Below are 13546 nucleotides of genomic sequence, written 5' to 3' on the forward strand. Positions count from 1 at the left end.
GACTATACCCCTTCCCCAGCAGACACAGCGAAGCCCCGCCTCCTGCGTCATAACAGCATCAGGAGGCGGGGCTTACCACCAAACCCTATCGGGTCAGCTTGCGGTGCACCACGCGGTGCGGCTTAGCAGCCTCAGGGCCGAGGCGCTCAATCTTGTTCTTCTCGTAGGACTCGAAGTTACCCTCGAACCAGTACCACTGATCCGGGTTCTCATCGGTGCCCTCCCACGCCAGGATGTGGGTTGCCACGCGGTCCAGGAACCAACGGTCGTGGGAGACGACCACTGCACAGCCGGGGAATTCCAGCAGCGCATTTTCCAGGGATGCGAGGGTCTCAACGTCCAGGTCGTTAGTGGGCTCATCGAGCAGCAGCAGGTTACCGCCCTGTTTGAGGGTCAGCGCCAGGTTCAGACGGTTACGCTCACCACCGGAGAGCACACCCGCCTTCTTCTGCTGGTCCGGGCCCTTGAAGCCGAACGCGGAAACGTACGCACGCGAAGGCATTTCAACGTTGCCGACCTGGATGTAGTCCAGACCGTCAGAGACGACCTCCCAGAGGCTCTTCTCCGGGTCGATGTTCGCGCGGTTCTGGTCAACGTACGAGATCTTCACGGTCTCGCCGACCTTCAGCTCGCCGCCGTCCAGGGGCTCCAGGCCAACGATGGTCTTGAACAGGGTGGACTTACCCACACCGTTAGGACCAATCACACCGACAATGCCGTTACGGGGCAGGGAGAAGGACAGGCCGTTAATCAGGGAACGGCCGTCGAAGCCCTTCTGCAGGTTCTCAGCCTCAATAACGACGTTACCCAGGCGGGGTCCCGGAGGAATCTGAATCTCTTCGAAGTCAAGCTTGCGGGTCTTCTCAGCATCCGCAGCCATCTCCTCGTAGCGTGCCAGACGAGCCTTCGACTTAGCCTGGCGGCCCTTAGCGTTGGAGCGGACCCAGTCCAGTTCCTCGCTCAGGCGCTTAGCGAGCTTAGCGTCCTTCTTGCCCTGAACTTCGAGGCGGGAGCGCTTCTTCTCCAGGTAGGTGGAGTAGTTACCCTCGTAGGGGTACAGGTTACCGCGGTCAACCTCAGCGATCCACTCGGCAACGTGGTCGAGGAAGTAACGGTCGTGGGTAATCGCGATGACGGCACCCTCGTAGGACTGCAGGTGCTGCTCCAGCCAGAGCACGGACTCTGCGTCCAGGTGGTTAGTGGGCTCGTCGAGCAGCAGCAGGTCAGGCTTCTGCAGCAGCAGCTTGCACAGTGCCACGCGGCGGCGCTCACCACCGGAGAGGTGGGTGACGGGCATGTCAGCGGGCGGGCAGCGCAGCGCCTCCATTGCCTGCTCCAGCTGGGAGTCGAGGTCCCAGGCGTTAGCGGCGTCGATAGCTTCCTGCAGCTGACCCATTTCTTCCATGAGGGCGTCGAAGTCAGCGTCGGGCTCAGCCATGAGAGCGGAGATTTCGTTGAAGCGGTCCAGCTTGGACTTGATTTCGCCCACGCCTTCTTCAACGTTGCCCAGAACGGTCTTCTCTTCGTTCAGCGGCGGCTCCTGCATGAGGATACCCACGGTGTAGCCTGCGGTCAGGCGTGCCTCACCGTTGGAGGGCTGGTCGAGGCCAGCCATGATCTTCAGGATAGTCGACTTACCCGCACCGTTCGGACCAACCATACCGATCTTGGCGCCGGGGAAGAACGACATCGTCACGTCGTTAAGGATGACCTTGTCGCCCACAGTCTTGCGGGCCTTGATCATCTGATAAATAAATTCAGCCATAGTTACCTATTTTAGCGTGGATTTGCCGGGCAGTACGAGAGTTTTAGGTTGCGTGCTAGGCGGGGTACCGTGCGGGGCACTAGACTCGAAGCTATGAGCACAAACCCCTCCCCCAAACTTCTGCGACCCGAGAACCTGGAGCAGACCCTGCACCGCCTCGCGCTCGCCATGCCTCTGGCAACCTCCGACCAGCCGTTCGGGCCCGAGCACACGGTGTACCGCATCGGCGGCAAGATGTTCGCCATGTACACGGAGGGTATCGGCTACCCCATTGTGAACCTGAAGACCGACCCGGAAGAGTCGGAGGTGCTGCGGCGCATCTACCCGAGTATCATCCCGGCATGGCACATGAATAAGAGGCACTGGATTTCCGTGGGTGCCGGTGAGGGTGTCACCGAGCGGGTGCTAGAAGAGCTGGTCGAGGATGCGTACCTGCGCGTCATGTACTCGTTACCCAAGGCGAAGCGACCCATCGAGTTCCGCGAGCGCCCGGTACCCGAAAAGCACTAGGCTAAAACCACCAGGTGGGAATAATCCGCCAGAATTTTCGTCATTAAATAGCGGAGCGGGTGAGCCTCGGTCCGGACCACCGAATCGCTCACCCGCTAAGCAAAGCACTTTTCTATCCGCGACTGGGAGGGTCATCAACCACGATGAACGCTCGAACCACCAAGCTCCCATCCCATATATTGCGGGGTCCAGTACCATGCACCACTTGTGTGAATACGTGATAGTTGAGTCGGCTCCCCTGCCAGACCTTCCTATGCAGAGGAGGTACTCACACGGGTGCGCTGAATATTCCCTTGAGTGACTCGGCTGTCTCATGCGATGTAGCCGAGAGGGGATCGCTGTCCTCGCCCGAACTACCGGCACGGACGAAGTGTGCTCTCGGGAACAATAATAACCTTTTTGCATTAAAGTGTCACTTTCGGATTGAAGGATATAGAGGGCATTTATTGACCATAATTCAGGTGTTTTATAGCGCCGAACCCACATATCCAATAACCACGAAATACCTGCAGATTTTATGCCCCGAAAAATCAAGGAGGGGCCACGCTGACCCTTCCTTATACCGCCTCCACATGGGCTAATACCCACTTAAAGCAATATTCAGAAAAGTCAGTGCGACCCCTCACTATATGAGATAAATTCTTTATCTCACATGGGCTTCAGCCATAAATCCGGTCAGACGCAGACAAACACAGATGTTAGTCGTCGAACTCCACCTTCTCGAAGCTCATGGTGCCATCAGCGTGAGAGACAACAGTATTCGGGTCACGCTCACGACGAGCCGCCGCGTACGCATCGTGGCTTGCCTCATCAACCCAGCGGGTCACCACAAAGTAGTCGCCGCCCTCATCCAGGGGGCGCCACAGCTCAAAACCCTCAAAGCCGGGGAAAGAGTCAGCGATGTGGCGGGCAGCTGCGAAGCGCTTCTCCAGCTCAGCCTGGTTGTCGCCAACGACAGCAAGACGGTGAACCTTAACAACGGACATGTGTCCTCCTTCTGTTGAGTACGTGCTTTCAACGATGAAAGCGTATTACCACCTCGCGCCACCTATAGATAGGCTATGTTCTTAGCGAGGTTACCCTCAGAATAACGGTTCACGGGCACAAAAAATAGGGGTCAGCGCCAACTAACAGTTATATGACGCTAACCCCCATTCAGAGGATTACGAGGCGCTCGCGAGCGCCTATTCGAGGCCTAGGAATTTGCCTCGGGCTGGGCGGTATCGGGCTGAGTAGATTCACCCTGAGGTGCGGTATCCGCCTGAGCGGCGGTATCAGCCTGCACTGCGGGGCTCTTCTTTGCTTTCTTCTGAGCCGCCTTCGGCGGGTTCGCAAAATGCACCCCGCGCTCAGCCAAGAAACGGCGGTCCTTCTTATCCCACTGCTCCACCGGGTACGCCTCCAACAGGTCCGGGCGGCGCTCCAGGGTGCGCTCAATCTGACGGTCACGACGCCAACGCGCAATCGCACCGTGATTACCCGACAGCAGCACCTCCGGCACCTCACGGTCACGCCACACGGCGGGCTTCGTGTACACCGGGTACTCCAGCAGACCGCCCGTGTGCGACTCCTCCTCCAGGGAGGCGGGGTTACCCATCGCGCCCGGAATCAGGCGGGTGATAGCCTCAATCATCGCCATGACCGCGACCTCGCCACCGTAGAGCACGTAATCGCCCAGGGACACGGGCATCACGCGGAAGCTCTCCTGCGCCCAGTCCAGCACACGCTCGTCAATGCCCTCGTAGCGCGCCGGAGCGAAGACAATATGCTTCTCCTCCGCCAGCTCATACGCCATCGCCTGATCGAAAACGGCACCCGCCGGGGACGGGACAATCAGCAGCGGGCGGGTATCAGCGGCGGGTTCGACAGGCTCGGCACCCTCAGTAGAGTCTTCGGAAGCGGCATTCAGCGGGGAGGCGGCAAGCACCTCGTCCAGCGCCAAGCCCCACGGCTCCGCCTTCATCACCATGCCCGCGCCACCGCCGTACGGGGTGTCGTCCACCGTGCGGTGACGGTCAAAGGTGTACTCACGCAAATCGTGCAGGTGCAGATCCACCAGACCCTTCTCACGCGCCTTACCCAGCAGGGACAGCTTCAGCGGCTCCAGGTACTCGGGGAAAATCGTGACCACATCGTAGCGCACGGACTACTCCCCCGCCTGCTCGGTAGCCTGCTCAGCATCCTCAACCAGGTCAATCAGACCCGCCGGAGGAGTCAACAGCACAAAGCCGGGCTCGTCCTCGGTCGAGGGAACCACCTCGGGCACAATCTCCTCAACAAAAGGAATCATGATCTCTTCACCCGCACCGGATGCAAGGCGCGGCGAACGAGCCAGCTTAATCAGCAGCAAATCCTGAACCGGCATGGTCTGCAGACCGGTCACCTTGCCCAGCGGCTTGCCAACAGCCGGGTTATCCACGGGGCTCTCACCCTCGGGCACGTCAGCGAGCAGGTACACGGGCAGGTTCACGAGCTCCTGCTCGTAGAAGCCCTCTTCATCGCCCTCATCCTCGGGCACCTCGTAGACCAGGCGGCTACCGCGCAGCTCCTCAGCCTGATTGCGGGTGGTCACCTCATCAAAACGGACCACCAGAATCTTCTTGTTCCAGCGGGCACCGGCAACCGTCAGCTCACCGGTAGGCGCCACCGAAGCGGCAGCAGAGCCGGGCTTAAAATTCTCGATACCGAGCACCTCACCGCGGGCAAAACGCTCCTGCGGGGCATCAGTAAAGAGCTGAACCGTCACCTCACCACGAATACCGTGAGGCTTACCGATACGAGCCACCACAACCTGCATAATTTTCCTCCGCTGGATACAAGCTAAAAACCTACGCCGTGCACGTGCACGGCTCCCACTATTCTACCGGGCACTTAGGACGGGCGCATTCTGCCGCCCGCGCTACAACCGGGACCGCTACCGGGACCGGGGTACGCGAAAGCCCCCGCCTTCCGGAAAAACTCCGGGAGCGGGGGCTTCAAGCGTTTACGAGCTAGCGTCGCTTTTTGTCGGTGTCGATAATGTCGATACGCATCGGCTCGCCATCAGAAATAGCCTCCATCACCAGACGGATGCTCTTGGCGGTACGACCAGACCTGCCGATAACTCGGCCCAGGTCATCCGGATGCACGCGAACCTCAAGGGTTTCACGGTGACGCTGAGTGCGCAGGCGCACCTTCACGTCCTCCGGACGATCGACAATCCCTCGAACCAGGTGTTCGAGTGCGTCAGCCAACATAATTACTCAGCTGCTTCCTCAGCCTCAGCCTCGGGTGCTGCTTCCTCAGCAGCCTCTTCAGCCTTCTCAGCCTTGGGGGTGATAGCCTCGGGCAGGATCACGGAACCCTTTTCGGGAACAACGAACTCAGCCTTAGCCTCGACGGGCAGAACCTTGGACTCTGCCTTCTCGCCCTTGAATGCAGCCCAGTCGCCCGAGAGCTTCAGCAGAGCCAGAACCTGCTCGGTCGGCTGTGCGCCGACGGAGAGCCAGTACTGAGCACGCTCAGAGTTGATCTCGATACGCGAGGGGTGCTCGGTCGGGTGGTAAATACCAATCTCTTCGATGGTCTTACCGTCGCGCTTGACGCGCGAATCAGCGACCACAACGCGGTAACGAGGATCGCGGATCTTACCCATACGCTTGAGACGAATCTTAACAGCCACTTTAGTGGTTACTCCTGTTTCATAATTTGGTGCGAGGCACACGGTTCAGCACCCGTGGGGCGGGCCATTCACGGCGCCTCTATGGACACAACGGCGCGCGAAGAGAGGGGTCGCGCGTCGCCGGGTACTCAGCTAGGGTATCAGAGCCCAAGATTTTAAGCTAGCGACACGGAAAAATAATTGCCGCAGGCACCGAACATCACTTTTAAACAGCGTTCTGTTCCCGTGATGTGCCCGGCTGTGCCCGGTCACTCGGCTGTTACTCGGCTCAAATAGCTGCCCCGGCGCCCTCACCGATGAGCTCTAGTCGAGGTTGCTAGGAATTGATGTGGCTAGGAGTCGAGGTTGCTCATCTCCAGAGTCTCCCCCGTCTCCAGGGCGCGGTAGCACTCACGCAGACGCTCCACCATCGACGGGCGCACATAACCCTCCAGGTTCTCCGGAGCCACCCACTCGTAGGTCACCAGCTCGGCATCCTGCAGGGTAATCTTCGTATCCGCCGCAATCACGCCGCCGTCGTACATGTAGTAGGTCGAATCACCCCACACACCCAGCGACAGGCCGTGGAAAATCAGCAGCACGCGACCCAGCTTCAGGTCCAGGCCCAGCTCCTCCACAATCTCACGCTCGCAACCGGGCTTGGGGGCCTCGCCCGCCTCCACGGTACCGCCGGGAAGAATCCAGCCGTCCTTATAGTTCGGCTTCACCAGCAGCATCTCGCCGCGCTCATTACGAATCAGCGCGCCCGCCGCCAAACGGCGCGTAGGCAGGGTGGCGATAAAAGCCTTCAGCTCTTCATCGCTCAGATAGGAATCCTTCATGGCTTCTTTCCTTTAGCGGTCGGTTTTCTTCGCAGCGCGCTGCCTGATGCTACGCACTATACCCAGGGCACGCTCACGCAGTCCAGAGGGTGCCTGCTCCGTGGACGGGGCGGCATCCTCCACCGTGCGGTAGTTGCCCTCACGTAGGTCATCAATGAGAGTGCGCTTGGTCGAGGGCTGCTCACCGGTGGTATCCCCCGGATGCACCAGCTCAGCATCCGCAACCGGGCGGGCATGCTTCTTCCGCTGCATCTCGTCGAAAGAATGCAGAATCGTCGGAATCAGAGCCGTCTCAACCGTGGCATTCAGCGCAAAGAGTGCGGCAACCACCGAGAACTTACGGCTCGCCTTACCCTGCGCACGGCGGCGGCGCGCCACATTCGCCAAGGTCAGAGCGATAGCGCTCTGAGCGGTCACATCCGCACCCAGGACCAGACCCACGCGGCGGGTCTTCGCACGAATCTGCTCCGGAGTCAGGCGCTTGCGGCGCGAACGAGGCACGGGACTCTGAGCGGAAGAGCCCTGAGCGGAAGTGCTCTGCGGTGCGGGGGCCTGGGGTGCAGGACTCTGATCTGCAGAGCTTGAGGAAGCATCGGGCACGGTCTCAACGCTCGGGGCGGCTTCGTTCTGAGGTGCGAGCGCGACAGAAGGCTCGGGAGCCTGCTGGCTTACCTTTGCCTCGTGCGATGCCTGCTCCTCGGTAGGCGAAGAGTCAGCCTCGTGCAGGGCGCTGTCAAGAGACAGGTAGCCCTCTTCGGTCTCCACGAAGGAATCCTGCGCAGAGCCCTCCGGCGAACCCATGTGCGTGTACTCGTAGGGGATGTGCGCGTTGTTGAGAGCGTCCATCCACTCGGAGAGGGTCACGCGGCGACCGGTCGCCACCAGGCGGTAGCTACGGTCCAGGGGCGAGGTGTAGCCGCCCGGGTAGGGTTCAATCTCCTCATCGTCAAAAGAAGCATCCTCGGCGGGAGTACTCTCGGAGAAGGTAGCCTCAGCATCAATAGATACGGTCGCATCGGCGGACTGCGCGAGCTCCTCATCCTCGTTGCCGAACACGCGAGCCGTGCTAATCGACGCCACATCAAAACCGGTGGTCGGCACCAGCGCCAGCTCGGTAGGAACGTCCAGTAGCTGCAGCACCGACTCCAGCGCCAGGATATTGCTCGTATCGCGCAGGTACGCGTTCAGGCGGCGGCCGGTAATGGAATCAGCCTCCACACCAAACATCGCCATGACATTAGCGATGCCCTGCTCGATTTCTTCCTCATCGGAACCGAAAATCTTCGAACCCGAAAGCTCCGGGGCGCTACCGGGAAGCTCCGACAGCAGATCCTCCAACACGCCGCCAAAACGTGCGACTTCCTCACGGCTGAGGGCACGGTTCAGGCGCTTAGGCACACGCTGCCAGGTGAACTCCTCCACGATGTTCTCGTAGGGTTCGCCGAACGCCTCCAGGTACCACTCCTCATCCGAGTAGGGGTCGCGGGCGGGCTCTTCATAGACCACCAGGTGCTGCTGGTTCGAGTTGCCCTCAGCAATCAGGGCGTTGCAGTTCAGCAGGCCCAGCAGCGCCATCAGATCCACCGGGTCGGCAGAAATGAGGGTCCACTCCCCCGCCGGCGCGGCAACAACCTGGCGGGTACCGGCAGGAAGGTACGCCAAAAGAAGTCCGGTAATCATGTCAATGGGCAGGTCGACGAGCATGGCGGCGTCGCCGTCCACCAGGAACTCCAGCTCACCCTGCCCACCGGGCAGGTCCTCCCACACGGTCGCCTCACCCTCAAGGGCGGCACCAGTAACCGGCAGCTGATCCACCAGCTGCGCCACGTAATCCTCAACGGGGGTACCCACGTGCAGGTGGCCGTCAGCGACCTCCAGCACGTTCATGTAGCCCTCATCATCCACGGCGCACAGCACGTAGAGCTGCACCTGATGCTCCCCCATCTCGTAGGCAATCAGCTCCGGGGAGGCGGCAGTCGCCTCAATGAGGGCGGCAATCAGCTCCTCATCGGTGGTGGAACGAGCCATGATGCGGCGGCGCTGAATCGTCTCCTCCAGCTCCATGGTCTGCTCGATGCGCTCATTGCGCTGCTTCTCGGCGGTGCGCTCCTCATCCTGGGCGCGCAGGTACTCGGGGCTATCCGACTCACCGCTACCGGCGGGCGCGGGGGCACCGTCCCACATGTCGGTGAGCTTATCGACGGTCCACTCTTCGCTCTCCAGGGCGGCGGCGAGGCGGTCAACCTTCGTGCGGTCGTTCCAGGCGCGCTGCTTATCGGGATCTTCCGCCTTCACCTCATCGTGCATGCTGCGGGCTTCACGAATCAGGTTCAGAATGGTTGCGGCAACGTCGTCGACTGCGGGGTCGTCGCTCTCGCTCGAGTAGACGAGGTCGCCAGCCAGTTCGGCGGAGTGCTCACCGTACTCGAGGGCAATACGCGCCCAGACGGGAGTGTACCCGGGAAGGATGCTCGAATCATCGTCGAAATCGCCCACGAGGTCTTCCGAGAACTCGCATGCAGGCTCCTCTACAAACTCAGCGGCAGATGCGCCGGCAGGGTCCTCTACAGCATCATCAGCGAAGGCGCGCTGAGACCACGGCGTGACCTGCTCATTCAGCTGATCATCCGCGTTCTCTCGATCCCAGTTCTGCTCGTTCTGAGCCATTGATACCTTCCCTTCACACCCATTCATGCACCCAAACCGGGCACCATACCGGTACGGGTGCGCCCGTCACCACGTGCGCACCCGTACCACCCCTTACCGGGCTCATATTTGCTCTTACTGCAGGAACTTCTCGAAGCCCTTCGGCAGGTTCATGCTGGACAGATCCATCTCCTGGTTCTGAGCCTGCTGACCGAATGCAGCACCGGCGCGAGCCTGCTGCGCCTTAGCTGCTGCCGCCTCCTGCGCCGCACGCTTCTGCGGGTTGCCGGAGCGAGCCTTCTTCTTCTTGTTGTTGTTCTTCGCGTTCTTACGAGCGCCACCGGCCGCAGCCGCCATACCGGGCATCTGCATACCACCGGGCATGCCGGGCATCTTGCCCGAAGCGAGCTTCTTCATCATCTTCTGAGCCTGAGCGAAACGCTCCATCAGCTGGTTCACTTCAGACACGGTCACACCCGCACCCTTAGCGATACGGGCACGACGAGAACCGTTAATGATGCGCGGAGCCACACGCTCATGCGGGGTCATGGAGCGAACAATCGCCTCCACGCGGTCAATCTCGCGCTCGTCAAAAGCTTCAAGCTGCTGACGCATCTGAGCCGCACCGGGCATCATCATGAGCAGCTTCTTCATGGAACCAAGCTTACGAATCTGCTGCATCTGAGCCAGGAAGTCCTCAAAAGTGAAGTCTTCCTGATCGATGAACTTCTTTGCCATGCGGTCGGCTTCAGCCTTATCCCACTGAGCTTCAGCCTGCTCAATCAGAGTCAGGATGTCACCCATATCCAGGATGCGGCTTGCCATACGGTCCGGGTGGAACTGCTCAAAGTCAGTGACGTTCTCACCGGTGGACGCGAACATAATCGGCTTGCCGGTCACCGAAGCCACCGACAGCGCCGCACCACCGCGGGCGTCACCATCAAGCTTAGACAGGACCACACCGGTGAAGTCCACACCCTCGTTGAAGGCGTTAGCGGTGTTCACGGCGTCCTGACCGATCATCGCATCGATAACGAACAGAACTTCGTGCGGCTCAATAGCGTCACGAATATTACGTGCCTGCTGCATGAGCTCAGCATCAACACCCAGACGACCCGCGGTATCGACAATCACCACGTCGTGCAGCTTAGCGCGAGCCTCAGCCACACCGTCACGCGCCACCTGCACGGGATCGCCGGTGGGTACGTCAAACTCGCTGGTCACACCGGGGTGCGGCGCGTACACGGGCACGCCCGCACGCTCACCAACAACCTTCAGCTGGGTCACCGCATTGGGGCGCTGCAGGTCGGATGCAATCAGCATCGGGGTGTGACCCTGGCCCTTCAGCCAGTGAGCCAGCTTGCCCGCCAGGGTGGTCTTACCGGCACCCTGCAGACCCGCCAGCATAATGATGGTCGGGCCGCTCTTCGCCATGTTGATGCGGCGGGTCGAACCGCCGAGGATGCTCACCAGCTCCTCGTTCACGATCTTCACGATCTGCTGGGAGGGGTTCAGCGCCTCGGAAACCTCCGCACCGAGAGCGCGTTCCTTCACGTGGGCGGTAAATTCGCGGACCACGGGGACGGCGACGTCAGCGTCGAGCAGGGCGCGGCGGATTTCGCGGACGGTTGCATCAATGTCTGCCTCGGAGAGGCGGCCCTTGCCGCGCAGGTTCTTAAAAGTTGCCGTCAAGCGGTCGGAGAGAGAATTGAACACGAGCCGTGATCACTTTCTTAACGTTGAGGTGGCCCCCAGCCGCGAAGGCGAACGGGGATGGTTAGTCAGTCTTTAAGGATACAGGATGCGCGCTTTCTCCCCCGCCTCCACTGTGGATAAGTGGCGCCGGTTCACCCTGAGCTCAGGATTTACGCCCAGGATTTATACTCAACGTCCCCTCCCGCGCCCCTCAGCAAATGCGCGGCAGGTTCCAGACTTACCCCCTCATAGAGGCACAGCAGAAACCCTCAGTAGATGTTCCGCGCCCCGCCTCAGCCTGCTCAACACGTCAGATAGATTAGATTTTCTAGACAGCCTGGGTTAGAATTCTAAAGGTGTTACGCACGAATGCGTGATACGCCCGAGTGGCGGAATTGGCAGACGCGCCTGACTCAAAATCAGGTTCTTCGGAGTGTGGGTTCGAGTCCCACCTCGGGCACCAACGCAAAAGCGGCGGGAAAGTTTGAAGCTTTCCCGCCGCTTTTCTGTATCCGCTTCTATACCCTTTGTACCCCACCCGCGCATCAGATGGGGCAACTACACCAACACACAAAACCGCCGCCCGGCCGTGAGAGTTCACGACCGGGCGGCGGTTCTATATACCGAGCGTACAGGCTGAGGATTATCCCCCGCTACGCATCGAAAAAGATTGGTGAGCGGCTTAGCGCTTGACCTCGTTCTCCTCGTAAGGACGCAGAGCCTCACGCTCGCCCTCAGCACCGTGGACGCGGTGTACCTGAACCATGTTGGTGGTACCTGCCCGGCCTGCGGGAGCGCCGGCAGCAACGACGACCAGGTCGCCAGCTTCTGCCAGGCCGTTCTTGAGCAGGTACTCGTCCACGAAGGTGAAGATAGCTTCCTGATCAGTAATCATCTCAACCTGCTCAGCTTCAACACCCCACAGCATGGACAGGAAGGAACGAACCTTCGAGCTGGTGGTGAATGCAACCACGGGGGTCTCGGGGCGCAGACGTGCCAGACGACGTGCGGAGTCACCGGACTGGGTGAAGGTTACGATGAGCTTTGCGTCCAGCTGGTCAGCGATGTTCACTGCTGCGCGGGTGATTGCGCCACCGCGGGTGCGGGGCTTGCGATCCAGCTCGGGCACGCGGTACAGGCCGCCCTTTTCGGTGTCGCTGATGATTGATGCCATTGCCTGCAGGGTCAGGATCGGGTACTTACCGACCGAGGTCTCACCGGAGAGCATCACAGCGTCTGCACCGTCGAGGATTGCGTTAGCGCAGTCAGAAACCTCTGCACGGGTGGGGACGGGGTTGTCGGTCATGGACTCAAGCACCTGGGTTGCCACGATGACGGGCTTTGCCCAGCGACGTGCCATGTCGATTGCCTTCTTCTGGACGAGGGGAACCTCGGAGAAGGGCAGTTCAACACCGAGGTCACCACGAGCGACCATGATGCCGTCGAACTTGTCGATGATGTCCTGCAGGTTCTCAACTGCCTGGGGCTTCTCGATCTTGGCAATGACGGGTACGCGAATATCCTCTTCGTCCATGATCTTGTGGACGGGGTCAACGTCTGCACCGGTACGGACGAAGGAGAGTGCAATGATGTCTGCACCCATCTTCAGTGCGAAGCGCAGGTCGTTTGCGTCCTTCTCGGTCAGCGCGGGCAGGGAGACTGCTGCGCCGGGCAGGTTGATGCCCTTGTTGTTGGAGATGGGACCACCGACGACCACGCGGGTGCGAACGCGGGTGGGAGTTACCTCAATAGCTTCGAGGCGGATCTTGCCATCGTCGAGCAGGAGCTTGTCGCCGGGCTTTACGTCGCCGGGCAGACCTTTGTAGGTGGTGCCACAGATTTCTGCGGTACCTTCAACGTCTTCGGAGGTGATGGTGAAGTCTGCGCCGGGCTCAAGGTATTCCTTGCCGTTTGCGAAACGCTCGAGGCGAATCTTGGGGCCCTGCAGGTCGGCGAGGATTGCAACGTCCTTACCGAGCTTTGCAGACTGGTCACGGATGGTGTCGTAGCGTGCCTGGTGCTCGGCGTGGTCACCGTGGCTCATGTTCAGACGGGCGACGTTCAGGCCAGCCTTGATTGCCTCGGAGATCTTCTCGGGGGATTCGATTGCCGGACCGATGGTTGCAACGATTTTTGCGCGCCTCATGTACCTAACCTTTGTGTGTTGTTTTACGTGACCCCTGGGGGTTCACGCTGATTTTCCGGGGAAGACTGACGTCAAATTCCCAATTATTCCCACGTGCTCCAACATGTAGCCACGTGCCGGATGCGTGGGTTTCTTATCTAATTATAGGGGTTTTAGTGTCATTTGGGTATGCTTCTCCCGCCCCTTTCAGTCAGAAGAATAGTGTTTCAGGTCGCATTTTGAGTACAACTTCTCCCCATCAATCGCATCCCAAGAATCCAATTTTTACCCCCACCACCTCCAACTCGCCCGGAAAGTAGATT

General features: G+C 60.1%; 11 protein-coding genes and 1 tRNA gene. 2 read left to right on the plus strand and 10 right to left on the minus strand.

Features of this window, described 5'->3' with window-relative positions; all coding sequences use genetic code 11:
- Nucleotides 1-85 precede the first annotated feature (85 nt).
- Nucleotides 86-1765 carry an energy-dependent translational throttle protein EttA gene (ettA, locus tag HMPREF2971_RS07655; RefSeq protein ID WP_070692278.1) on the minus strand — a complete coding sequence of 560 codons (1680 nt, stop codon included), beginning with the start codon at nt 1763-1765 and terminating at the stop codon, nt 86-88.
- Nucleotides 1766-1858: 93 nt separating this feature from the next.
- Here ettA and HMPREF2971_RS07660 point away from each other — a divergent pair, with 93 nt between their 5' ends.
- On the plus strand, nt 1859-2275 hold the full coding sequence (locus HMPREF2971_RS07660) for an MmcQ/YjbR family DNA-binding protein (protein ID WP_070593405.1): 417 nt from the start codon (nt 1859-1861) through the stop codon (nt 2273-2275).
- 698 nt (nt 2276-2973) lie between these two features.
- Here HMPREF2971_RS07660 and HMPREF2971_RS07665 read toward each other — a convergent pair.
- The 8 genes from HMPREF2971_RS07665 to ffh all read right to left on the minus strand — a co-directional run bounded on the left by HMPREF2971_RS07665 (nt 2974) and on the right by ffh (nt 11119).
- Nucleotides 2974-3261, minus strand: a complete 288-nt coding sequence (locus HMPREF2971_RS07665; RefSeq protein WP_012903365.1) for an antibiotic biosynthesis monooxygenase family protein — start codon at nt 3259-3261, stop codon at nt 2974-2976.
- A gap of 209 nt (nt 3262-3470) precedes the next feature.
- Entirely contained in the window at nt 3471-4418 is a 948-nt protein-coding gene (gene trmD, locus HMPREF2971_RS07670; RefSeq protein ID WP_070692281.1) for a tRNA (guanosine(37)-N1)-methyltransferase TrmD, read from the minus strand.
- A gap of 3 nt (nt 4419-4421) precedes the next feature.
- On the minus strand, nt 4422-5072 hold the full coding sequence (gene rimM / locus HMPREF2971_RS07675) for a ribosome maturation factor RimM (RefSeq protein ID WP_070634724.1): 651 nt from the start codon (nt 5070-5072) through the stop codon (nt 4422-4424).
- A gap of 193 nt (nt 5073-5265) precedes the next feature.
- Nucleotides 5266-5511 carry an RNA-binding protein gene (locus HMPREF2971_RS07680; protein WP_012903360.1) on the minus strand — a complete coding sequence of 82 codons (246 nt, stop codon included), beginning with the start codon at nt 5509-5511 and terminating at the stop codon, nt 5266-5268.
- Between the two features lie 2 nt (nt 5512-5513).
- A complete protein-coding gene (gene rpsP, locus HMPREF2971_RS07685) occupies nt 5514-5936 on the minus strand; it encodes a 30S ribosomal protein S16 (protein ID WP_049358453.1) in 423 nt (140 codons plus the stop codon).
- Nucleotides 5937-6268: 332 nt separating this feature from the next.
- A complete protein-coding gene (locus tag HMPREF2971_RS07690) occupies nt 6269-6757 on the minus strand; it encodes an NUDIX domain-containing protein (protein WP_049345639.1) in 489 nt (162 codons plus the stop codon).
- A gap of 12 nt (nt 6758-6769) precedes the next feature.
- The gene (locus tag HMPREF2971_RS07695) at nt 6770-9424 is read right to left on the minus strand and encodes a hypothetical protein (RefSeq protein ID WP_070692284.1); all 2655 of its coding nucleotides are present in this window, start codon (nt 9422-9424) and stop codon (nt 6770-6772) included.
- Nucleotides 9425-9538: 114 nt separating this feature from the next.
- The gene (ffh, locus tag HMPREF2971_RS07700) at nt 9539-11119 is read right to left on the minus strand and encodes a signal recognition particle protein (RefSeq protein ID WP_049342095.1); all 1581 of its coding nucleotides are present in this window, start codon (nt 11117-11119) and stop codon (nt 9539-9541) included.
- 359 nt (nt 11120-11478) lie between these two features.
- On the opposite strand from ffh, the gene HMPREF2971_RS07705 reads away from it, so the two are divergent.
- A tRNA-Leu gene (locus tag HMPREF2971_RS07705) sits at nt 11479-11561 on the plus strand.
- Between the two features lie 219 nt (nt 11562-11780).
- On the opposite strand, the gene pyk is transcribed toward HMPREF2971_RS07705, so the two are convergent.
- Nucleotides 11781-13244 (minus strand): pyruvate kinase, encoded by a 1464-nt coding sequence (gene pyk / locus HMPREF2971_RS07710; RefSeq protein WP_070692287.1) that lies wholly within the window; start codon nt 13242-13244, stop codon nt 11781-11783.
- Between the last annotated feature and the right edge of the window lie 302 nt (nt 13245-13546).

The organism is Rothia sp. HMSC066G07 (assembly GCF_001814485.1).
Classification (GTDB): domain Bacteria; phylum Actinomycetota; class Actinomycetes; order Actinomycetales; family Micrococcaceae; genus Rothia.